This window comes from Pseudomonas sp. GV085 (assembly GCF_003050925.1).
Classification (GTDB): Bacteria; Pseudomonadota; Gammaproteobacteria; order Pseudomonadales; family Pseudomonadaceae; genus Aquipseudomonas.
This window is the reverse complement of the sequence record NZ_QAOV01000006.1, coordinates 69,646-91,025: the sequence shown is the minus strand read 5'-3', so window position 1 is coordinate 91,025 and position 21,380 is coordinate 69,646. Positions and strand designations below refer to the sequence as shown.

The 21,380-nt window shown below is 56.8% G+C and carries 27 protein-coding genes and 3 tRNA genes; 19 read left to right on the top strand and 11 right to left on the bottom strand.

What is annotated here, in order from left to right; all coding sequences use genetic code 11:
- Positions 1 to 28: 28 nt before the first annotated feature.
- Both C8K63_RS14460 and C8K63_RS14455 read right to left on the bottom strand, forming a co-directional pair.
- Positions 29 to 649: a hypothetical protein gene (locus C8K63_RS14460; protein ID WP_108217325.1), complete on the bottom strand. Its 621-nt coding sequence runs from the start codon at positions 647 to 649 to the stop codon at positions 29 to 31.
- Positions 650 to 702: 53 nt separating this feature from the next.
- Positions 703 to 903 (bottom strand): Cro/CI family transcriptional regulator, encoded by a 201-nt coding sequence (locus C8K63_RS14455; RefSeq protein ID WP_108217324.1) that lies wholly within the window; start codon positions 901 to 903, stop codon positions 703 to 705.
- A gap of 106 nt (positions 904 to 1,009) precedes the next feature.
- Between C8K63_RS14455 and C8K63_RS14450 the strand changes: the two genes are divergently transcribed.
- The 8 genes from C8K63_RS14450 (at position 1,010) to C8K63_RS14415 (ending at position 4,784) form a co-directional block, all read left to right on the top strand.
- Positions 1,010 to 1,732 carry a S24 family peptidase gene (locus tag C8K63_RS14450; RefSeq protein ID WP_108217323.1) on the top strand — a complete coding sequence of 241 codons (723 nt, stop codon included), beginning with the start codon at positions 1,010 to 1,012 and terminating at the stop codon, positions 1,730 to 1,732.
- 219 nt (positions 1,733 to 1,951) lie between these two features.
- Positions 1,952 to 2,200: a DUF1654 domain-containing protein gene (locus tag C8K63_RS14445; protein ID WP_108217322.1), complete on the top strand. Its 249-nt coding sequence runs from the start codon at positions 1,952 to 1,954 to the stop codon at positions 2,198 to 2,200.
- Between the two features lie 265 nt (positions 2,201 to 2,465).
- A complete protein-coding gene (locus C8K63_RS14440; RefSeq protein WP_256594948.1) occupies positions 2,466 to 3,029 on the top strand; it encodes a tellurite resistance TerB family protein in 564 nt (187 codons plus the stop codon).
- The gene (locus C8K63_RS14435) at positions 3,026 to 3,229 is read left to right on the top strand and encodes a hypothetical protein (protein WP_108217320.1); all 204 of its coding nucleotides are present in this window, start codon (positions 3,026 to 3,028) and stop codon (positions 3,227 to 3,229) included. The genes C8K63_RS14440 and C8K63_RS14435 overlap by 4 nt, the downstream gene beginning before the upstream one ends.
- A gap of 65 nt (positions 3,230 to 3,294) precedes the next feature.
- The gene (gene csrA / locus C8K63_RS14430) at positions 3,295 to 3,495 is read left to right on the top strand and encodes a carbon storage regulator CsrA (RefSeq protein WP_108217319.1); all 201 of its coding nucleotides are present in this window, start codon (positions 3,295 to 3,297) and stop codon (positions 3,493 to 3,495) included.
- A 150-nt stretch (positions 3,496 to 3,645) separates the two neighbouring features.
- On the top strand, positions 3,646 to 3,918 hold the full coding sequence (locus C8K63_RS14425) for a hypothetical protein (protein ID WP_108217318.1): 273 nt from the start codon (positions 3,646 to 3,648) through the stop codon (positions 3,916 to 3,918).
- Positions 3,915 to 4,376, top strand: a complete 462-nt coding sequence (locus C8K63_RS14420; RefSeq protein ID WP_108217317.1) for a hypothetical protein — start codon at positions 3,915 to 3,917, stop codon at positions 4,374 to 4,376. The genes C8K63_RS14425 and C8K63_RS14420 overlap by 4 nt, the downstream gene beginning before the upstream one ends.
- A gap of 81 nt (positions 4,377 to 4,457) precedes the next feature.
- Positions 4,458 to 4,784, top strand: coding sequence for a hypothetical protein (locus C8K63_RS14415; protein ID WP_108217316.1), 327 nt, complete (start codon positions 4,458 to 4,460; stop codon positions 4,782 to 4,784).
- A gap of 3 nt (positions 4,785 to 4,787) precedes the next feature.
- On the opposite strand, the gene C8K63_RS14410 is transcribed toward C8K63_RS14415, so the two are convergent.
- Positions 4,788 to 5,225, bottom strand: coding sequence for a hypothetical protein (locus C8K63_RS14410; RefSeq protein ID WP_108217315.1), 438 nt, complete (start codon positions 5,223 to 5,225; stop codon positions 4,788 to 4,790).
- Positions 5,226 to 5,357: 132 nt separating this feature from the next.
- Here C8K63_RS14410 and C8K63_RS14405 point away from each other — a divergent pair, with 132 nt between their 5' ends.
- From C8K63_RS14405 to xerC, 5 genes are all read left to right on the top strand, one after another.
- A complete protein-coding gene (locus C8K63_RS14405; RefSeq protein ID WP_256594947.1) occupies positions 5,358 to 5,561 on the top strand; it encodes a DUF4406 domain-containing protein in 204 nt (67 codons plus the stop codon).
- A gap of 426 nt (positions 5,562 to 5,987) precedes the next feature.
- On the top strand, positions 5,988 to 6,629 hold the full coding sequence (locus tag C8K63_RS14395) for a hypothetical protein (RefSeq protein WP_108217313.1): 642 nt from the start codon (positions 5,988 to 5,990) through the stop codon (positions 6,627 to 6,629).
- A 376-nt stretch (positions 6,630 to 7,005) separates the two neighbouring features.
- On the top strand, positions 7,006 to 7,152 hold the full coding sequence (locus C8K63_RS30340; RefSeq protein ID WP_158273942.1) for a hypothetical protein: 147 nt from the start codon (positions 7,006 to 7,008) through the stop codon (positions 7,150 to 7,152).
- Positions 7,153 to 7,286: 134 nt separating this feature from the next.
- Positions 7,287 to 7,493, top strand: coding sequence for a DUF4224 domain-containing protein (locus C8K63_RS14390; RefSeq protein ID WP_090455600.1), 207 nt, complete (start codon positions 7,287 to 7,289; stop codon positions 7,491 to 7,493).
- A 1-nt stretch (position 7,494) separates the two neighbouring features.
- Complete coding sequence (xerC, locus tag C8K63_RS14385) at positions 7,495 to 8,526, top strand: tyrosine recombinase XerC (protein WP_108217312.1); 1,032 nt, start codon at positions 7,495 to 7,497, stop codon at positions 8,524 to 8,526.
- An 80-nt stretch (positions 8,527 to 8,606) separates the two neighbouring features.
- On the opposite strand, the gene C8K63_RS14380 is transcribed toward xerC, so the two are convergent.
- The 7 genes from C8K63_RS14380 to C8K63_RS14350 form a co-directional block, all read right to left on the bottom strand.
- Positions 8,607 to 8,693 (bottom strand) — tRNA-Leu (locus C8K63_RS14380).
- Positions 8,694 to 8,888: 195 nt separating this feature from the next.
- A tRNA-Cys gene (locus tag C8K63_RS14375) sits at positions 8,889 to 8,962 on the bottom strand.
- Positions 8,963 to 9,009: 47 nt separating this feature from the next.
- Positions 9,010 to 9,085, bottom strand: a tRNA-Gly gene (locus C8K63_RS14370).
- Positions 9,086 to 9,148: 63 nt separating this feature from the next.
- Positions 9,149 to 9,709: a CDP-diacylglycerol--glycerol-3-phosphate 3-phosphatidyltransferase gene (gene pgsA / locus C8K63_RS14365; protein ID WP_007992985.1), complete on the bottom strand. Its 561-nt coding sequence runs from the start codon at positions 9,707 to 9,709 to the stop codon at positions 9,149 to 9,151.
- 32 nt (positions 9,710 to 9,741) lie between these two features.
- The gene (uvrC, locus tag C8K63_RS14360) at positions 9,742 to 11,565 is read right to left on the bottom strand and encodes an excinuclease ABC subunit UvrC (protein ID WP_108217311.1); all 1,824 of its coding nucleotides are present in this window, start codon (positions 11,563 to 11,565) and stop codon (positions 9,742 to 9,744) included.
- A 2-nt stretch (positions 11,566 to 11,567) separates the two neighbouring features.
- A complete protein-coding gene (gene uvrY / locus C8K63_RS14355; protein WP_008015884.1) occupies positions 11,568 to 12,209 on the bottom strand; it encodes a UvrY/SirA/GacA family response regulator transcription factor in 642 nt (213 codons plus the stop codon).
- A gap of 97 nt (positions 12,210 to 12,306) precedes the next feature.
- On the bottom strand, positions 12,307 to 12,780 hold the full coding sequence (locus C8K63_RS14350; RefSeq protein WP_108217578.1) for an N-acetyltransferase: 474 nt from the start codon (positions 12,778 to 12,780) through the stop codon (positions 12,307 to 12,309).
- Between the two features lie 663 nt (positions 12,781 to 13,443).
- On the opposite strand from C8K63_RS14350, the gene C8K63_RS14345 reads away from it, so the two are divergent.
- A complete protein-coding gene (locus C8K63_RS14345) occupies positions 13,444 to 14,523 on the top strand; it encodes a 3-deoxy-7-phosphoheptulonate synthase (RefSeq protein WP_108217310.1) in 1,080 nt (359 codons plus the stop codon).
- A 57-nt stretch (positions 14,524 to 14,580) separates the two neighbouring features.
- Here the strand turns inward: C8K63_RS14345 and C8K63_RS14340 are convergent, their stop codons facing one another.
- Entirely contained in the window at positions 14,581 to 15,645 is a 1,065-nt protein-coding gene (locus C8K63_RS14340) for a hypothetical protein (protein WP_108217309.1), read from the bottom strand.
- Positions 15,646 to 15,983: 338 nt separating this feature from the next.
- On the opposite strand from C8K63_RS14340, the gene C8K63_RS14335 reads away from it, so the two are divergent.
- The 5 genes from C8K63_RS14335 to C8K63_RS14315 all read left to right on the top strand — a co-directional run bounded on the left by C8K63_RS14335 (position 15,984) and on the right by C8K63_RS14315 (position 21,341).
- The gene (locus C8K63_RS14335) at positions 15,984 to 16,865 is read left to right on the top strand and encodes a triacylglycerol lipase (RefSeq protein ID WP_108217577.1); all 882 of its coding nucleotides are present in this window, start codon (positions 15,984 to 15,986) and stop codon (positions 16,863 to 16,865) included.
- 107 nt (positions 16,866 to 16,972) lie between these two features.
- Positions 16,973 to 17,254 (top strand): peptidylprolyl isomerase, encoded by a 282-nt coding sequence (locus tag C8K63_RS14330; protein WP_108217308.1) that lies wholly within the window; start codon positions 16,973 to 16,975, stop codon positions 17,252 to 17,254.
- A gap of 135 nt (positions 17,255 to 17,389) precedes the next feature.
- On the top strand, positions 17,390 to 19,258 hold the full coding sequence (locus C8K63_RS14325) for an extracellular solute-binding protein (protein WP_108217307.1): 1,869 nt from the start codon (positions 17,390 to 17,392) through the stop codon (positions 19,256 to 19,258).
- Positions 19,258 to 20,319, top strand: coding sequence for a microcin C ABC transporter permease YejB (locus C8K63_RS14320; protein ID WP_108217306.1), 1,062 nt, complete (start codon positions 19,258 to 19,260; stop codon positions 20,317 to 20,319). Before C8K63_RS14325 ends, C8K63_RS14320 begins: the two co-directional genes overlap by 1 nt.
- Complete coding sequence (locus tag C8K63_RS14315; protein WP_108217305.1) at positions 20,319 to 21,341, top strand: ABC transporter permease; 1,023 nt, start codon at positions 20,319 to 20,321, stop codon at positions 21,339 to 21,341. Before C8K63_RS14320 ends, C8K63_RS14315 begins: the two co-directional genes overlap by 1 nt.
- Positions 21,342 to 21,380: the final 39 nt, after the last annotated feature.

Sequence of the window (21,380 nt, the reverse complement as noted above, 5' to 3'; positions counted from 1 at the left end):
TCTCCGTCGGCTTTTTTGTGTCTATAACTCAGGCGATCGACTTCAACGCTGGGCGAGACTTTTCAATCATCTCCTCGGCTTTCCGACCAAGCTCCCCTGCCCTTGCTTCAACTTGTCGACATTCCTTGGCGAACGCTGGTAGGTGCGGCATGTCCTTTTCGCTCATCACCTGATCGTCGAAAACTTCGCTTCCCGTGTCGATCACATCCCCCAAGGCGCGGATCAACGCACTGAAGCTTTTGTTCCCGCATTGTTCGGTCGCCATCTGGCGGGCACCAATCAAACCGTGACGGCTGGCCAGTTCATTCACGCAGTGATCACGGAACTCCGGCTCGAGTGCATTCACCCACGACTCTTCCAGCCAAGATGGCATCTCCTGCTCGCCCGACAGCCAGCGTTGAACGCGCTTGAGCCAGCGACCGGTTGCCTTCACGAACTCGCTGACATCGTTCAGCCGCGCCAACTCATCAAAATCAGGAACCTTCGCTAATTCAATCTTCGCGGCAGGGACGATTACGTAAATTTCCCGGCTCAGCGCCTGGGCGAAATCGTCCTGACTCAGGTTGGTGCGCGCGATCTGATTCGCCGCATGAGCGACTAGCACCTGATCCCGGGTTTGAATGCTGTGTCTTGGACTGGACGTTTCCATATGAACTGCTCTCTTCTAATCTGGCTTCAATGGAGCGCTAGATAATGTGTTGGTTAACCTGTGAAGCGCTGGGGTTGGCCGGGAAAGGGCTTCACCTCTTCCGCCTCGAAACGGCCGTCATCAAACACGGTCACATAAACCTCCCGCCCTGCCTTCAAGGCTTTGCTGATGCCGCCCTGGCTCATACGAAGCGCTGACGCCGCTTTTAGCTGACCAACTTTGGTCACAAAATCTTTGAGTGGTATGCGCTGCATACAGGACCTCTTTCACTGTGCATACACAAAAGTATTACCTGCGGTCTTTATTAAGTCAATATCGGCGGTCTTAGATTGATATTACCTGACGTAATACAGTGCGTTTATGAATAAACCTTTGAAAAAACGCCCCTTGAGCGACGTAGAGCAGCAGGAATGCGCCGCTCTGAACGCGCTCTATAAAGCGAAGAAAAAAGAACTCGGGCTTAGCCAAGAAAAAATTGCTATAGAAGGCCTCAAGGCCAATAGCCAGAGCGCTGCGAGCCATTATTTGACAGGGCGAAACGCCTTGAATATCGAGGCCGCTTCTGTTTTTGCGCGCTATTTGAAAGTCCCCGTTTCAGCCTTTAGCGAGCGCCTTGCTAAAGAAATCGACAAGCTTTCAAGCTCTGAGCCTTCAAATGTCGCTTCAACTCGACAACCTAATGAGTCATTCCGCTACCCAGTCATCAGCTGGGTTGCTGCTGGCGCCTGGGCGGAAGCAGTCGAACCCTTCCCTCCTGGGTTTTCAGATCGATACGAGTTATCGGACTACAACTCTAAAGGGCCGGCCTTCTGGCTTGAGGTTAAGGGCGACTCGATGACATCTCCGGTCGGGACAAGTATTACTGAAGGAACGCTGATCCTCGTTGATACCGAAGCTGACGTTCAGTCCGGAAAACTTGTTGTGGCCAAATTGGCTGACAGCGACCAAGCCACCTTCAAGAAGCTCGTAGATGACGGTGGTCGACGTTACTTAAGGCCCTTGAACCCTGCCTACCCTACTGAGATGTGTGCAGAGAACTGCCGAATCGTTGGAGTCGTGGTAAGGGCGCTGCAAAAGCTATAGGACATTGGTCTCCCATCTTGCCTGCCTTTAGAAAGCCCGCCATGCGCGGGCTTTTTCGTCTTTGGTCCTCACAAGTTCTTTCACTTTCGTAAGTTTTCGGCGTGTATTCCTCTTTTTTGTATAAAGATTTTTGCAGCTTGCCGAAATGGACTATCCCAAACCGTCAAATGTTTGACATTTTGTGGTGCCGCTTCCAAATGAAAAACTAAGGATCACCGTATGCATCGCCCACCTCCTGCAAACTCATCTGAGACTTCGTGTGCGATTCTGCGCCGACGAATCCAACGCCTGATCGCTGCGCCGCATGCGCAGAAGACCCAATCCGTTGTAGTCACCAAGTCAGAGAACGAATCTGCCGAAGCATGGCTCCAAGTTCTGGAGGAAATTGAAGAAACCGATGGGATCCGCATGGATCGGCTTGAGAGTGGTGCCATCAGGATCGGGTGGAGGGAGTACTGCGAAGCGTGAAGAGGACCCGCGATTGAGCGGGTTTTTTATTATCTGTCGTATTTTTTATTACCTGCGGTCTTGACTCATTTTATTATCGCTAGTAATTTGATTCTCAAGCCATCGGCTCAGCAGCGAAAGCTGCGCCACTCTTTAACAATCAGCGCAACAAACAACAGACCGCATTGCCTCTACCCGTGACCGGCGAACAGACAGGTCCAAAAGCCTACCAACGACAGGAACAACCTGGACGACTGATCGATGGTGAAACGCCAGAACCGCGTGAATGACCCGGCAAGCAATGCGCCCCGCCTCTCCGGCGGCAGTAAGACTGACAGCATCACTGCTGCACCTTGGTGACAGGGTGCAGTGGGATGTCACCCCACCCAGAGGAATCACCATGTTCGGAATGAAGAAGCTGTTCGGAAAACAAGTCGGCAACGCCCAAGCCGAGATGAAGAAAGTCGTTAACCGCGACTTGATGCAGGCCATTGTCGGTGGCGGCCTATTGGTCGCTGCGGCTGATGGTGAGATTGAAGCCAGCGAGGTTTCCAAGCTCGACGAACTGATTCGCTCCAACCCGAATTTGACGCACTTCGGCGGCGAGATCACCGAAACCATCAATCGTTTTACAGGCCAGTTGAACGCCAACTTTCAAGTAGGACGATTGGCGATCAAGCGGGAACTGGCCGACATCAAAAACGTTCCGGCCGACGCGGAGGAAGCCTTCGTCAACGTTCTTGCCGTTGCCCAGGCTGATGGTCAGATCGAGCCAGCAGAGTTGGTGGTGCTGAAGGAAATAGGCATGCACTTCGGTCTGCGCCTGGCTGACTACGGTATCGAGGCGTGAAGTACGCGACAAAGGTTCTGCTGATCCTGCTGACACTGATCGTGGGCTGCATGTTGCTGAGTGGTCTTGCCTCAAGGGCCACTTGCTCTTACTACGGCTTCCAGACTGACCGAGAGACCCGCTACGCCGCCTTTGTTGGCTGCATGGTTCTGGTAGACGGAGCGTGGTTCCCACGCAATGAAATCCGCGTAGTGCAGTGACGTTTCACTGATGCCGCTTCTTACAAGGCGGCATTGGGAAACCCACTCATGCAAGGAAATGGACAATGCTGATTTTGACTCGTAAAGCAGGTGAAAGCATCAACATAGGCAATGACATCACGATCACCGTACTGGGTGTGAGCGGTCAACAGGTACGCATCGGGACAAGCGCGCCCAAGGATGTCGCAGTGCATCGAGAAGAAATCACGCAGCGCATTCAGGCGGCTTTGTCGAAGTCCGCGATGCCAACACCTGCGCTCGCTTAAGCAGGTCTTCGTGACGCAAACAATGGCCCGGTTCCGATCGGGCTTTTTTACGCCTGCCTTTTATCAACTAGCACCCTTCTCTGCCCAATGGCCACCAGCAGGTGGTCGGAGTGCTGACGAATACACGCAACCAACTCCAAGGGATCAGCCATGCATCCATCATTTCAAGCGCGCGCCGATGAAGTCGCTGAACTGCTGCAACGAACAAAGGCCGCCCGCTCCGGGTTCTACAGTCGTACTGATCGACCAGCCCCAGCCAAACCGGTGCGCTACCAAGTCGTCGGCGGAAGCTTCGGCATGTATCAGGTTAAAGACCGCACCACCGGCAAGACTCGCGCCTTCCATAACGACTACAAGGCCACTCACGACCTTGCCATGCAGTTTGAAGCCAAGGTCAATCGCCAGATTACGGTGGCGCTATGAAAAAGCGAAAGCCCAACAACATGCGTACCCGGATAGAGCGAGCGAGTCGGGCACTGCTCAATGCCAATCACGTCGCGGTGGTCCACATCGACCCCAGCGGACGGCAAGGGATGATCAACAGGAAGAGCTGCAAGAGCATCCCGCCAGGACAACGCATGGCCGAAGCAGTCTGCGACGTTGCCCACCGCTGGACGATCTATCTCAGCGTCCAGTGTCGCGATCAACGAGGGCACCGCTACACTAAATCAGTAGAGGTTGCTCCCCAAGGCAACTATCTGGCCGTGCACCTCGAAAACGTGATCGAGGAAACCTACAAGGACTTGGTCGCCGAGAGCAATCCGAATCATCGGGTCGCTTCGGGCTGGATCGCCATTCCCGCCGAAATATCGCTGACTGAAGAACAGGCCGCCCGGGTGTTCGACGCCGTGGGTGTGTGGAATCAGCAGAGGGCTGCATGAGACTCATCAACAACCAGGTGCGTCAGCGCCGACGACAGACATGGCTGGATCTACCAGCTCACGGAATTGAAGAGACAGGCTATGGCCAAGAGCAACGCGGATACTCAGCGGAACAAGCGCGCCAAGGAGAAAGCCTTGCTGGACCGGATCGGTGCCGAGAAACGGTCGCCAATTGTGTCGAAGGCGCTGGCAGATGCGCTCCAAGTGCTGGGCGAGCGCCACGACTTCGAGGAATGGCAGGAGACGGTGTCAACCTTCATCCTTAACCTAGCAGCGGCTCCCACCGAGGAGTCCGCCCGATTCGCCAACATGTCGCGACACGAAATCACGATCAGCGAAAACGTGTCGCGAAAATTGGAACGGGCATACAGGCATGACGAGTTACGCGGCTGCAGCGATGACACCTGACGGTTATTCGGCATCGACTGGAGTGGGCGCCTCAATCACAGCGTGCATGATTGTGGTGAATATTTGGTAGCTGTAGTGATCATCTTGCGGATATACGAGAACCGAACCGTCGCTGCTTAAAATCGCTCCATCACGACGAACGCTAAATCGACCCAATTCCGATTTTGAACCTCCGACTTGGCGCAAGAACAATACAGCTTCTGCCAGCCCAGCTTTATCCAGGGAGATTGGGTTGATCTCGATGGAAAACTGTTTACCCAATACTTCTCCCTCGATGCTGCGCTCCTTCGCAGCTATTGAAGTCATACCTGTGAAATGCTTCATCGACAAGTCTTGCCAATGCTCAACGAGGTCGAGCAACTCAGAAGAAGCACGATCCCAGTCCCTTTTGACTGTGGTGATGTAACTGAGGAAATCGTTTGCGTCTCTTGTGAAATCCATTGCACATGCTCCGATTAAGTCCGTTATCGGACGAATTGAGACTATGTCTTTGTAGACCATGAACTATTATTTCGCCACTACGCTGCGCATCCGGTCACGGAGGGCGGCGCTGGTACCACGGCGGTAGTCGCCATGCAGGAGGGTCACAGGTCGATGCTGTGCGAACTCAACCCTGACGGCGGAACCTGGAACGATTGCATGCGTCGTGACATCGCCGCCCTGATGAACTGCGACACCGTGGCCATGCGCCCGGGTTGGGAGCATTCGAAAGGTGCACGACTGGAGGTGCTGATTGCCGACCTGTCGCGCCGCCATAGGATGAGCGCACGACGGTGATGAAGCCGGTCATCACCGCCGTGCGGTATGCACTTCGCCAGATCGAAGCAAGAACTTCTATCTAATCTGAAGTTACCGACTTTCTAGAACGATTCCGCAGGTTGGTAGATCTCTCTTCTGCATCCCGATGCAGTAAGGAAACGTTGTAATCGTAGGTCGATATCAATGGCACAGCCCCCTCATTCCGGGACATATCGAGCCATCGCCTTGTACGTTCGATATCGAAGCACTCCTTCTTGAACTTCATCTTCGCAACAAGGTTCGCTGAAACCCTGAAGTGTCCACAACCAGCTGAGCATTTGACCTCTGACCAGTCTCCAGGCGCTTGAACAATCCTGGCAGCAGCCTGACAGATTAAGCACTTCATATTCGATCTCCATATCAGTGACCTATCAACTGTAGCCGATCACCGGCGAAGGACACCCCGTGCCCACAGAAAACAAACCGACCGAACCGCTGAAGGTTGAGTGTTCGACAGTCACGAAGCTGGTGATCACTGGCGCACCGCTGCTTGGCCTGATCACCGTGCTCCTCGAAGACTTTGGCAGGCGCGACTGCCCTACCGAATCAAATCCGAACTACCAGACCGCCCAGGGCAAGATCACGATCAACTGCTGGGACAAGAGCTGGAACTCCTACTGGGGCGGCATGGGGCCGCGCAAAGTCGCGGAGTTCGTCACCGATTTCGGTTGGGATTACGTGCTGAACTGCTTGGACCGCGGTATCAGTTCCACCGTCTTCAGCCGTAACGCGCTGCACCCCCTTGCCAAGAAGTGCATCGTCCAGCGTCGTCGGCAACAGACCGGACGCCACGACTGGGAACTTGGCGAGCTGAGGAAAGGTGAAGCCTGCGAGCTTTGGCATGACATCGATGTTCTGCGCAGCATCGAGACACCCAACGAGACATGGCACCACGACAAGACCCTCAACGAGCTATTCGGTGATGAGTGGCACTACTTACTCAGTGACAAAGCCAACGAACCAAACCACGAATTCACGTACCTGCGCCGCGTTGTCGAGGCGGTTCAGCAAGCGCTGCGCCAGGAACAGCAACAGGTGGTCGCATGATCTTCCGACCGATAGCAGCGCCGCTCTACATGCTCTGGCTCGTCTACGAAAGACCACGGTGAAAGAAAGAGTTCACCCCGCCGGATGCCCGGGGGAAGGGAGCAGCATGCGAATATCGCCCCCCCCAGCGGGGTGAACTATTGGACATTAACTCACACGCCAAAATATTGCATCCCTGCTTCAAACTTCGCCGGTGCGGAGCCACGGCATTGAAGTAAGGGTCCACCCCACCAGTCACCTCAGGGAGAGAGCGTGTACGCAACTGGCGAGGTGAACCAATAAACCGTAGCTCACCTGTTGAGCTCGCCTGATGCCCCTCATCTGATTTCACAATTCACCTACCAGCCTGCCGATGAACGGCGGGCGAGGAGCTCTCATGCCTCTCGAAAACATGTCCGTCATGAAGTGCACCAACATCAAATCAATCCCCATGCGTTTGCTCATGCATTACGAAGAGCAGGCGCTACGCAATCACAGCCAATCTCTGCAGCGCCTTGCCGAGCGCGGCGGTATGGCCACCTGAGAAATTCTCGGGATCATTCGAGGATTACGTTGGAGCCAGCTAAAGGTCACACCGGACGACGAAGCAGAGCTGATCAAGTAGGTCGCCAGCAAATCCTAACCACCTTCTGCCGCCACGCGCGGCATGGAACGCTCATGAGCATCCAGTTTCTATCCCACGAGGAGGTTTGCGAGCTCACCGGCGCGCGGACCAAGGCAGGCCAGATCCTCAACCTGAAGAAGAACGGCATCAGGCACACCATCAAGGTGAATGGCTGGCCAAGCGTCACGGCGATGGCCGTGACCGCGGTCGGTATGTTTGAGCCAGAGAAACCCGCATGGACACCACGCAAGGCTAGCTGACATGGGACGACGACCAAGCAAACCCGGATCAATCGCCCGGCTGAGAGAACGCAAGAAAGCCAGCGGCCGGGTTTTCTACTACTACGACACCGGCGGCAAGGATCGCAAAGAAATTCCGCTGGGCAGCGATTACGGTCTGGCGATCATGGAGTACGCGAAACTCGAGCGTGATCGCACCGCCACCGACCTGGTGGCCAAGGTGATCACCTTCCGTTACGTGGCCGAGAAGTATTTGGTCGACGTGGTGCCATCAAAGAAACCAGCAACGCAAAAGGACAACGTCAGGGAGTTGAAAAACCTGATGTCATTCTTCGACGACCCGCCGGCCCCGCTCGAAACAATCCAGCCCCTGCACGTCCGCCAATACCTGACCTGGCGCAAGGCCGCGCCGGTGCGCGCCAACAGGGAGAAGGCCCTGCTCAGTGCAATCTGGAACTTCGCCCGGGATATCGGCTATACCGCGCTCGCCAACCCTTGCGCAGGAATCAAGGGAAACAAGGAGACGGGGCGGGACATCTACATCGAGGACGCACTGTTCAAGCGCGTGTACGAGAAAGCGGACGCCGGCCTACGGGATGCGATGGACCTTGCCTATTTGACTGGCCAACGGGTGACCGACACTCGATTGATGGATGAGCGCGACGTCCGAGAGGGTCAGATATGGGTGCTGCAGGGCAAGACAAACGCCAAGCGCCGAATCGAAATCACTGGGGAACTGAAGGTTTTGATTGATCGAATCATGTTCCGAAAGTCAGAACACAAGGTCCGCTCAACGCGGCTGATCGTTACAGAGGATGGCACACCAATGTCGGTGGCGATGTTGCGGGGAAGGTTTGACTTGGCCAGGGAAGCGGCCGGGGTCGCAAAGTCCGAGTTCCAAATGCGCGACTTGCGCGCTAAAGCCGGCACGGACAAGGCGGAGTCAAGCGGCGATATTTTGCAGGCCAGAGATCAACTTGGGCATACGACCGTCGTTATGACCGAGCAGTACATCCGCAATCGAAAGGGGAAAAAGGTCTCTCCAACGAAGTGAATTGCGGACCAGATCAATAATTGCGGACCAGAAACGAACAAGGGTTTGCTCAGCTTTCGCTCGCAAACCCTTGATATATATGGTGCCCGAAGCCGGAATCGAACCGGCACGCCCTTACGAGCGGGGGATTTTAAGTCCCATGCGTCTACCAGTTTCGCCATTCGGGCGGTAGCGCGGTGAAGCGTCCAGGTTCTGTCAAATAACGATCTGGCAGTCCTGACGCTTGTGCAGCAGAGGTGGAAATATATACATCCAGCCCCGGTGAAGCAAGTTCGCAAATACCCTTTTCAAGACTAAATCTTGCAGGCTACTGCAAATAAAAAAGCTCCGTAAATCATAGATCTACGGAGCTCGTTTATTAGTGGAGGCCGAGGTCGGAATCGAACCGGCGTAGGCGGATTTGCAATCCGCTGCATAACCATTTTGCTACTCGGCCTCAAAACATTTGTTGTCTAGTAGCGCGACATCAAATGCGTACAAACTTGGAGCGGGAAACGAGACTCGAACTCGCGACCCCGACCTTGGCAAGGTCGTGCTCTACCAACTGAGCTATTCCCGCGTCTTGGTGTGGCGCATTCTATAGATTCCAGAAGCCCCGTCAACCCTTTGATTCAAAAAAGTTTTATTTCTTTTCAACGTCGGTCTTCAGATGTGGCCAGGCAGCCCGCAAGTACTGGACCATCGACCACAAAGTCAGGCCAGCCGACACCATCAGCAACGTATAACCCAGCAAGACCCAGAAACTGAAATCCTTGGGATTGGCCAGCAGGATCACCAGCGCCAGCATTTGTGCGGCAGTTTTCCATTTGCCCAGGTTCGATACGGCGACGTGGGCACGAGCACCCAGTTCGGCCATCCATTCGCGCAGCGCCGAGACGACAATCTCGCGACCGATGATCACGGCGGCAGGCAGCGTGAGCCACAGGTTTCCGTGTTCCTGTACCAACAGTACCAGTGCAACCGCAACCATCAGCTTGTCGGCAACCGGATCGAGGAAAGCCCCGAATGGCGTGCTTTGCTCCAGACGGCGGGCCAGATACCCGTCCAGCCAGTCGGTGGCGGCAGCGAATGCGAAGACCGAGGCGGATGCCAGGTAGCTCCACTGGTAAGGCAGGTAGAACAGCAAAATGAAGATCGGTATGAGTAGAACGCGTAGAACGGTAATCAGATTAGGGATATTCATCGGCACAACTGGCTACGAGGTGAGGGGGCATTCTACTCGCTGTGCAGATTTGCATAAATCAACTCTGCGAGCTTTTTACTGATCCCGGGGGCTTTGGCAATTTCTTCGATGCTTGCACGAGACAGCTCCTGCAATCCACCAAAATGTTTCAACAAGTCACGCCGACGTGTAGGGCCGACGCCGGCGACGCCTTCCAGTGTAGACGTCCGACGGGTTTTTCCACGCCGGGCGCGGTGCCCGGTAATGGCAAACCGGTGGGCTTCGTCGCGAATCTGCTGGATCAGGTGCAACGCAGGAGAATCGCCGCGCAACGTGAACTCATGTGCAGCGTCGTTCAGGTACAGGGTTTCGAAACCGGCCTTGCGCGTCGCGCCTTTTGCCACGCCGAGCAGAATCAGGTCAGGCACGGCCAATTCATCGAGCACGTCGCGGGCCATGGACAACTGACCTTTACCGCCATCCACCAACAGGATATCCGGCAGCTTGCCCTCCCCGTCCTTCAGCCTGCTGAAGCGTCGGGTCAACGCCTGATGCATCGCCGCGTAGTCATCGCCGGCCGTAACGCCCTCGATGTTATACCGGCGGTAATCGGATTTGATCGGGCCTTCGGGGCCGAAGACCACGCAGGACGCCACCGTCGCCTCGCCACTGGAATGACTGATGTCATAGCACTCAAGTCGTTGAGGAGGCTCATCCAGCTTCAGTACTTGCGCCAGCGCATCGAAGCGTTCCGTAATGTGCTGACGATTCGCCAGCCGCGCACTCAGTGCCTGCTCGGCATTGGTCACCGCCAATTGTTGCCAGCGCGCCCGCGTACCCCGCACGCGATGGCTGATGGTCAGTTCACGACCGCGCAACTCGTCGATGGCGGCGATCAGCGTTGGAAAGTCGTCGTGGACCACATTGACGATCAGTTCACTTGGCAAGTCGCGCTCAGGACTGCTGATAAAGTACTGGCCGAGAAATGCAGCCATGACTTCGCTAACGTCTTCTTCAATACCCACCTGTGGGAAGAAGTTCTTGCTTCCCAGTACCCGCCCGCCCCGCACGCTGATCAAGTGAACACAGGCACCACCCGGGTTGACGAAGGCGGCAATCACATCGACGTCCCCGGTCCCGCCTTCCATGCTCTGCTGATCCTGAACCCGGCGCAGTAACGCAATCTGGTCCCGCAGCTCGGCTGCTCGTTCGAACTCGAGATTGATCGCCGCCTCTTCCATCCCGGCGGACAACTCGTCTGTCAGAGCATTGCTGCGCCCCTCAAGAAACATCACCGAGTGGCGCACATCTTCGGCATACACCTGGGGATCCACCAGCCCGACGCAGGGTGCCTTGCAGCGCTTGATCTGGTATTGCAGGCAAGGACGGGTGCGGTTCTTGTAAAAACTGTCTTCGCATTGCCGAACGAAAAAGGTCTTTTGCAGCAGGCTCAGGCTTTCGCGAATCGCGCCAGCGCTCGGGTAAGGACCGAAATATTTACCCTTGGCCTTTTTCGCACCGCGATGAATGCTCAGTCGCGGAAACTCTCCGTCGGAGAGAAAGACGTAGGGGTAGGATTTATCGTCGCGCAGCAGGATGTTGTAGGGCGGGCGCCATTCCTTGATCAGCGTCTGCTCAAGCAGCAAGGCTTCGGTTTCGTTGGCCGTGATCGTCGTTTCGATCTGGGCGATACGCGCTACCAGTGCGGCGGTCTTGGGGGCAAGCCCGGTCTTGCGAAAGTAACTCGACAGGCGATTCCTGAGGTTCTTCGCCTTGCCGACGTAGAGCAAACGCGCTTCGCTGTCGAACATGCGGTACACGCCGGGGCGCCCGCTAACGGTGGACAGAAAGGCGCTCGGATCAAAGGTGTCGTTCATTTTCAGAGGCTGGCGTCGACCATGCCATGACGAACCGCCAACAGCGTCAACTCGACATCACTGCTGATCGAAAGTTTTTCGAAGATGCGGTAACGGTAAGTGTTAACGGTTTTCGGGGACAGGCACAACTTATCGGAAATGATCTGCACTTTCTGGCAGCCGACGATCATCAACGCGATCTGGATTTCCCGCTCCGACAAGGCATCGAAAGGCGAATCGTTGGTGGGCTGGAAGGACTTGATCGCCAGCTGCTGGGCAATTTGCGGGCTGATGTAGCGTTGTCCGGCGAATACCAGGCGGATGGCCTGGACCATTTCCGGCAAACCTGCCCCTTTGGTCAGGTACCCTGCCGCCCCTGCTTGCAACAGCCGCGTAGGAAACGGGTCCTCTTCACACACGGTCACCGCGACGACTTTGATATCCGGATGACTGCGCAATAATTTGCGAGTGGCTTCAAGACCGCCGATACCCGGCATCTTGACGTCCATCAGCACCACATCGGGTTTCAGCTCACGCGCCTTGAGCAGGGATTCCTCTCCCGACTCGGCCTGGCCGACTACTTGCAGGCCATCGATGTCAGCCAGCATTCGTGTAATGCCTGTACGAACGAGATCATGGTCATCGACTACTAGCACCCTAATCAAGCAGACACCTCGCAATATGGTCTTATTGGAATGCCAGACACCTTAGCAAAAAGCATCTGGCAGACCTAGCGGAAAGCGTCAGATTAAAAGTTTCAATTCATCTTGAAAGGCTTGTTGCAAGCGTGTTGCAGCAATCCCGATCGGAGATATCCAGCTGCATCCTCAAGAAACATTCGTCCTTGCCCACCACCCTTAATCCCTTGCGCCTGTACAACGCTTGCGCCGGGTTGTTTTCGAAAACCGTCAGGCGCAACGCCGGACGCCGCTCCTTGCACGCCAGAGCCAGCACCTGATCGATCGCCCAGGTTCCAGCGCCCTGCCCACGAAACGCTTCGACAATATGCAATTCGCGGATGTACAAGGCTCTGGCATCACGGCTCAGACTGACATAACCCAGGACATTTTCGCCGCATACGATCAACCGGTTGTCGCGCCCGGCCCAGGCCACGTCAAACGCCTCGTCCTGCCACAAAAGATCATGCTGAATATAGTAGCGCAACATGCCTCTACAGGTCAGTTCGCGGGCGAATTCGAGGTCGTCCGGTGTTGCCGGACGCCATTGGCGTTCCATCATTCCAGCTCCACGGCGAGGGGCAGTACCGTCATGAGGCGCCCTTGTGACGATGTGTTTTTTATAGACGTGCAAAGTGTGTCACAACCTTCGAGGCGCTCAAGCGATAGAAAGTGACGTCGCTGGCCAATAGCATTTTCTGATTGAATCTGCGTGCCGGCCTCTAGTAAGCTCGGTCCATCCATCGGAGACAGACCATGTTCAACGCCCTCTTGCAGCTTCGTACCGCCAGCGCCCCGCGCTCGGTTGCGGCTGCCCGGGTAATCGACGGTTGTGCTCCGGTCAGCTTTTATTTTGGGTATTGGTTTAGCCACTGGCGCGCCTGATACCCACACGGCGCCCACTTTAAACGGGTCGCCACCAGAGAACTCTCAACCCCCGGTCGGCCTCCCGACCGGGGGTTTTGTTTTTTCAGTCCCAACACTTTTAGCGACACACCAGACATTTAGAGGATTCAGTACATGAACTACGCCACTTATTACCGTTACGACAGTTTTACCACCTGGCGATTTACCACCCTCCGCTCGGGACAGCCTGCCGCCTCCGATCGGTCACCCACAGGTGGCAAGCACACACACGCAGCCAATCTGGCCAATTGTCGAACACCCCAGTAGGGCCGAGCGCGCGGGCACGAACCCGCCGCCAGCCCAGGAAGCCTTGAATATGAACTCGTCCGTCTCTGCACTGCCGCTGTCCACCTTGAGCCCTGCCAATGAAGCGCTAACCCTGCGTCTGCCCAGCTCATTGCAACTCAAACAGCAATTGCCCCTCAGCAATGCCCTGTCCCGGCAAGTCACCACCCACCGCCAGGCGGTTCGCGCGATCCTCAACGGTGAAGACTCCCGTTTGCTGGTCATCGTCGGCCCCTGCTCGATACACGACCCGAAATCAGCCTTCGAATACGCCGGCAATCTTGCCCGCCTCGCCGCCGAAGTCAGCGACCAGATGCTGCTGGTGATGCGCGCCTACGTCGAAAAACCCCGCACCACGGTTGGCTGGAAAGGCCTGGCCTACGACCCGCACCTCGATGGCAGCGATGACATGGCCGCCGGCCTGACGCTGTCCCGCGAGCTGATGCGCGAGATGCTTCGCCTGGGCTTGCCTGTGGCCACCGAACTGCTGCAGCCGATGGCCGCCGGTTACTTCGACGACCTGTTGAGCTGGGTGGCGATTGGCGCACGCACGACGGAGTCGCAGATCCATCGGGAAATGGCCAGCGGCCTGGGCATGCCTGTAGGGTTCAAGAACGGGACTGACGGTGGTGTCGGTGTCGCCAGCGACGCCATGCGTTCCGCCGCCCACCCCCATCGCCATTTCGGTGTCGATAGCCAAGGACATCCGGCGATCATTCAAACACCGGGCAATGCGGACACTCACCTGGTATTGCGCGGCGGCCATCGCGGGCCGAACTACGACAGCGCCAGCGTTGCCCAGGTGAACAGCGACTTGACCAGACTCAGGATTCCGGCTCGGATCATGGTCGATTGCAGTCACGCCAACAGCGGCAAGAACCCGTTGAACCAGCCAGCCGTGTTCAACGATGTACTTGAACAACGCCTGCAAGGTGATCGTTCGCTGATCGGCATGATGATCGAGAGCCATCTGTTCGAGGGCTGCCAGCCGTTGAGTTCGTCATTGCAATACGGTGTGTCAGTGACTGATGGCTGCCTCGGCTGGGCCGGGACAGAACAACTGTTGCTTGAAGCGGCAGATCGGCTGCGAGTGTCAAACAACGCCCGATAATCAGCATTATCCATGCGCCCTCCGGCCTTCATGCGAAGACTGGAGGGCAAACGGCAATCAATGCCCCATCAGGGACTGCACCTGAACCAGTGTCACTCCGGATTGTTGGCGGGTGCCGTCAAGGCGCTCGACTGAATAGAAAACACGGATCGCGGAATCTCGATGCTCCCTCCAGAACCGGTAGGGAACGATGAACACCAATGGCTCGCCCGCAGTGTCTCTGGTTATTTCGCGCTCGTTACAGTGATTGAATTTCTCCCCGTCGCATCTCAGGTAAATCAGTTCACCTCTATCAGCCCTGGCGTTTTCGATGACGACGGTCACGCCATCCTGCGCATCATGCAGATCCACCCAACCTTCGTCGGCCTCCAGCACAATGGGCCCTGGCAGTGGTCGCTGTTCCAGGATGTCAACCATCAGTGCCGTGACTTCAGAGTAACGAGGCCCCTGACCTGCTTGCTTGACGCAATAATCGATGGAAACGGAGGAGCCCAGATTCGACGCAATGCACTCCGGGCTGACCCAAAACGACAGTTCCTCCCCCACAGCAAAGGACTCGACCTTGAGTGCATCACTGAAACTTCCTTCGACCGAGACGCCAGCCCAGGTCAGCAAAACCCAGTCGCCCGCCGCCATGCGTGCATAGGGTTTGATCGTAACGATCGCCCCTTCTTTCACCCGATCCGGATCAAGCGTTCTACCCACCGCGTCGTTCACTGTCGCAGGCAACAGGTCGGATTGCACATCACCCACACTCAGTTGCAAACGATGGGAGTGCACGGGCTCGGCAAAACGGGTGCTCATGAGTGAGTAACTGATTTCGAGTGAACCACCGTCAAGCGTCGCAATATGTGCGCTAACCACGGCAAAGATCATGTCCTCGCCGACCCGGTCCTCAGTGACAAAGCGCGCGACCTGATGGTTGCAGGCGACGCCATCAGCATCCAGACCCGCCCAACTCAATAGCAATTTGTCGCCGCAGGTCATGCCCGGATAAGGCTGGACCCTGATGACGGCTTTTCTGTCAGAGGGGTTCAGAACGCCGTTTTCCGCCTGTTCAAGTATTGGAGGTGGCAATGGTTGCTGCGCGAGATTCAAGGTATCGGGTTCATAAACAGTCATTCATTCGCTCCAGTCCTTGGAATAAACACCGAACAGGTGGCCGGCTTTGGATGACGACTATTTAACCCCACGGCAAACAGCCGTGATGTCGGCCTCTTACCCCGGCTCGCTCGGAAAATCGATACATACGAAGTAGGTCTTTGATCAGCAGCAACCTGATTGCCGTGAAAAGTCATCAATTTATTCCGACTAAGGCCTCAGCCGCTCTAGAGCATTCGCACTTGTTCTATTCCGCTTTCCGCAAGCTTCGGCGGACATTTCATACATCGCGCCAACCTCGAGTGTTTTAGAGTGAAACGCCATGCAGTCCCAACGAACTTCTGTGCAAAGGTATGAACATGCAAAGGAATGCAAGCACTTGTTATCCAATACTGCTGGTCCACGGCCTTTTCGGCTTCGAAAGAATCGGCAAATTCGAACTCTTTCACGACATCAGGCAGGCATTGAGGAACGCCGGAGCAAGGGTGCTCGTCCCCTACTTGTCGGCCACCCATGACAACGAGGTACGCGGTGACCAATTGCTCTCGCAGATCGAGCGGGTACTGGAAGGAACCGGTGCACGCAAAGTCAACCTCATAGGCCATAGCCAAGGCGCACTGACCGCACGTTATGCCGCAGCGATTGCGCCACACAGTGTGGCGTCGGTGACCTCCGTCAGCGGGCCGAACCATGGCTCGGAACTGGCCGATTTCCTGCGCAAGGCATTGATACCAGGCAGTCTGCCGGAACAGGTGGCCGAGACGGTGGTGACCCTGTTCGCCGACTTCCTCGCGACTTTAAGCGACAACCAGTACCGACCGCAGAACGCCATTGCGGCCCTCAATGCGCTGACCACCGAAGGCGTAGGCGCATTCAACGACAAATACCCGCAAGGGCTGCCCACCCTCTGGGGTGGCAAGGGGCGCGAACGGGTCAACGGTGTGCATTACTACTCGTGGAGCGGCGTGTTGCAGTCAAGTGTTCTCGAGGCAGGGCTCAATGCCTTCGATCCGCTCAACGCATTCTGCCGGGCCCTTTCCGGGTATTTCGTCACGGAAAGCGAGCAGAACGACGGGTTGGTCGGCCGCTTCAGTTCCCATCTGGGTACGGTTATCCGCTCCGACTATGCGCTGGATCATCTGGACACCATTGGTCAACCGATCGGCCAGTTGCGCACAGGTGTCGACCCGATCGAACTGTATGTCCAGCATGCCGAACGCTTGAGAGACGCCGGCCTTTGAGCTGCCACCTGCCGTGGATCCCGCGTGGAACGGAACTTTGAGGAGAAATAGCTCACTGAATCCGGTAGGCTCAGCACTTTATCGAGTATTGAAAGGAGTATTTTCCCATGGCTAAAGCCACTGCCCGTCACATCCTTGTTGCCTCGCAAGACAAGTGCAATGAACTCAAGGCCCAAATCGAGACTGGCGCCGATTTCGCCGAAGTTGCCAAGGCAAACTCCACCTGCCCTTCCAGCCGTCAGGGCGGTGACCTGGGTTCGTTCGGCCCGGGCCAGATGGTCAAGGAATTCGACACCGTGGTTTTCAGCGCACCCATCAACGTGGTCCAGGGCCCGGTCAAGACCCAGTTTGGTTACCACCTGCTGGAAGTGACCAGCCGTCAGGACTGATCGACGCTTGAGCTACGCTCACAACGGCCCGCCTTTTGGTGGGCCGTTGTGTTTCAGGTGCGTAATTCGGCTGGCGAGGGACGCGCCGCTAGCGTACAAATTGTCGTTAACGACCACCCGGCTCCAAGGCTGACAATGCGACTGGCTTTCCCTACCTTATTATTCACTGCCGTGGCCCTGCTGATAGGTGCCGCGGGTGTGAATGCTGAACCGCAGCATGCGTTGACCGTTTATGGCGAGCCGGCGAAATACCCTGCCGGCTTCAGTCACTTCGCCTACACCAATCCGCTGGCCCCCAAGGGCGGCACGATGCGGCGCTCGGCGATCGAAATCGGTCAATTCGACCATGTCTTGCCTTACATCGACAAAGGCATCGGCGTCACGCAAATCGATGGCCTGCTCTATTCACCACTGGCGCAGCGCTCGCTGGACGAACCATACACCGTGTACGGCCTGGTGGCAGAAAAGATGGAGCGCGCCGAAGACGGACTGTCCCTGCGCTTTTACCTCAACCCCAAGGCGTGCTTTGCCGATGGCAAACCGATTACCGCCGAAGATGTGCGTTACACCTTCGACCTGCTGATGACTCAGGGCAGCCTGCGTTACCGCACCCAGTTCGCCGACATCAAAGGCGTCGAAGTGGAATCGCCGCTGACTATCCGCTTTGATTTCAAGAACAATGAAAATCGTACCCTGCCTCTGGATATCGCGACCTTGCCGGTGCTTCCCGAACACTGGTGGAAGAGCCGCGACTTCGCCAATGGCGGCGGCTATGAAGCGCCGCTGGGCAGCGGCCCCTATAAAGTCGGCAAGATCGACTCCGGACGCAGCATCACCTTCGAGCGCAATCCCGATTGGTGGGGCAAGGACCTGCCCGTCAGTCGTGGCCTGTACAACTTCGATCACTTCAGCATCGAATACTTCGGCGATACCGACGTAGCGCGCCAGGTGTTGCGCGGTGGCGCCTATGACTACAACCGGGAATTTTCCGCCACCGCTTACTCCATCGGCTACGATAGCCCGGCCCTGAGCGACGGTCGCCTGCAAAAGGCCCATCTCGCCACCGAGGCGCCGCAGCCGGCCCAGGGTTTTGTGTTCAATCTGCAAAAGCCCATGTTCCAGGACCGTCGCGTGCGCCAGGCGCTGGCGATGCTGTGGGACTTCGAGTGGACCAACCGGCAGATGATGCGCGACATGTACATCCGCCAGCAGAGCTTTTTCTCCAATACCGATCTTGCGGCCCGGCAACTGCCGGATGCGGGTGAGCTGGCGATTCTCGAACCGCTGCGTGGGCGGATTCCCGACGAAGTTTTCACCAAGGTGTTCGAAGCGCCGAAGACCGATGGCAGCGGCGTGATCCGCGACAAGCAACTGCAAGCCCTGGACTTGCTCGAACAGGCCGGCTGGAAACCCGATGGCGATCAACTGGTCAATGCCGACGGCGAGCCGTTGAGCTTCACGTTCCTGGTCAGTCAGAACGGCATGGACCGTCTGCTGCTGCCCTATAAACGCACATTGAAACAGATCGGTATCGACCTGAACATCCGCCGCATCGACTCGTCCCAGTACGTCAATCGCCTGATGAGCCGCGACTACGACATGATCGTCACCGGCTACCCGGTCACCACATCTCCGGGAAACGAACTGCTCAATTATTTCGGTTCTGCGGCGGCTACCGACCCAGGATCAAACAACTACATGGTGTTGAAGAACCCGGCAGTGGACACCCTGATCACCGGGCTGATCCGTGCCAATACCAAGGCTGACATGCTGTATTACGCTCATGCCCTGGACCGGGTGCTGCAATGGAATTACTACTGGATTCCCAACTATTACCCGCCGGGCACCTCGACTGTCTGGTGGAACCGCTTTGGCATCCCGAACGTGCAGGCGAGCAATGACGAAGCCATAGAGAGCTGGTGGGAGATGAGCACCACGCCATTGACCAACCAACAGATGACGGCCGAGCGTATCAGCCGTAGCAAACCCGGAGGGCCGCACTGATGTGGGCTTACATATTGCGGCGCCTGCTGCTGATCATTCCGACGCTGGTGATCATTCTTCTGGTCAACTTTGTCATCGTCCAGGCCGCGCCGGGCGGGCCGGTGGAACAGGCCATCGCACACCTGCAAGGCATTGGCGGCGCAGCGGTTGGCGGCGGTTCCGGCGAAGCCATGAGCGGCAAGTCCCGGGCCAGTCGCGGGCTCGATCCGCAGCTGATCAAGGACATTGAAAAACAGTACGGCTTCGATAAACCGGCACACGAACGCCTCTGGCTGATGCTCACCAGCTACGCACGCCTGGACTTTGGCAAGAGCTTCTTCCGCGGCGCCACCGTCACCGACCTGATCCTCGAAAAAATGCCCGTGACCATTTCCCTCGGGCTCTGGGCGACGCTGATCACCTACCTGGTGTCGATTCCCCTGGGCATCCGCAAGGCCGTGCACCATGGCAGCCAATTCGACATCTGGAGCAGTACCGCGATCATCATCGGCTATGCCATGCCGGCGTTCCTGTTTGCGATGTTCCTGATCGTGGTCTTTGCCGGTGGCACTTCGCTGAACTGGTTCCCGGTTCGCGGACTGGTCTCGGACAACTTCGACTCGCTATCGACCCTGGGCAAAGTGGCTGACTACTTCTGGCATCTGGTGTTGCCGGTGACCGCCCTGGTGATCGGCGGCTTCGCCACGCTGACCATCCTCACCAAGAACTCGTTCCTCAATGAAATCACCCGCCAGTACGTGGTCACCGCCAGGGCCAAGGGTTTGAGTGAACGGCGGGTACTGTATGGACACGTGTTCCGCAATGCCATGCTGTTGGTGGTGTCAGGCATTCCCCAAGCGTTTATCAGTGTATTTTTTGCCGGTTCCCTGCTGATCGAGGTGATCTTCTCCCTCGACGGCCTGGGCCGCATGAGTTACGAAGCGGCGGTATCCCGGGACTATCCGGTGGTGTTCGGCTCGCTGTTCATCTTCACCCTGTTCGGCCTTCTGATAAAACTGGTCGGCGACCTCTGCTACACCCTGGTCGACCCGCGTATCGACTTTGCCTCGAGGAACGCCTGATGTTCAAGCTTTCACCGTTGGCGCGCCGGCGCTTCGAGCGCTTCAAGAAAAACCGGCGGGGTTGGTGGTCACTCTGGCTGTTTGTCGGCCTGTTCTTGATGACCCTGGGCGGCGAACTGATCGCCAACGACAAACCGCTGATGGTCAGCTATCAAGGCCAGTGGTACTTTCCGGTCTTCAAGCGCCACACCGAACAGGAATTCGGCGGGCAGCTGCCATTCCAGGCCGACTACCGCAGCGACTACGTGCAGAAGCTCATCGAGAAAGACGGTGGCTGGTTGCTGTTTCCACCGGTTCCGTTCAGTGACGACACACCCAACTATGACCTGAACATACCCGCCCCCAGTCCGCCCTCCAGCGTCAATTGGCTGGGCACCGACGACCAGGCACGGGACGTTCTGGCCCGGGTGATCTTCGGTGCCCGGGTGTCGATCCTGTTTGCCTTGATGCTGACGTTTGTCAGTGCCCTGATCGGCATCGCGGCCGGGGCCCTGCAAGGTTATTACGGCGGCTGGGTGGATTTGCTCGGCCAGCGCCTGCTGGAGGTGTGGTCCGGGTTGCCGGTGCTGTACCTGCTGATCATCCTGTCGGGTTTCGTCGAGCCGAATTTCTGGTGGCTGCTGGGGATCATGGCGCTGTTTTCATGGCTGGCCCTGGTGGACGTGGTGCGTGCCGAGTTCCTGCGTGGGCGCAATCTGGAATACGTCAAGGCCGCGCGCGCGCTGGGCCTGACCGACCGCAAAGTTATCGTACGGCACATTCTGCCCAACGCCATGAACGCGACCTTGAGCTACTTGCCGTTCATTCTCACCGGGGCGATTTCCACCCTGACGGCGCTGGACTTCCTCGGCTTCGGCATGCCTGCCGGCAGCGCTTCGCTGGGCGAGCTGATCGGCCAGGGCAAGCAGAACCTGCAAGCACCGTGGCTAGGCCTGACGGCGTTTTTCACTTTGGCGCTGATTCTTTCTTTACTGGTGTTCATTGGCGAAGCGCTGCGCGACGCTTTTGATCCGCGATCTTGATCCGCGATCTTGATGCACGCTCTTGAAAACGGGATGTTG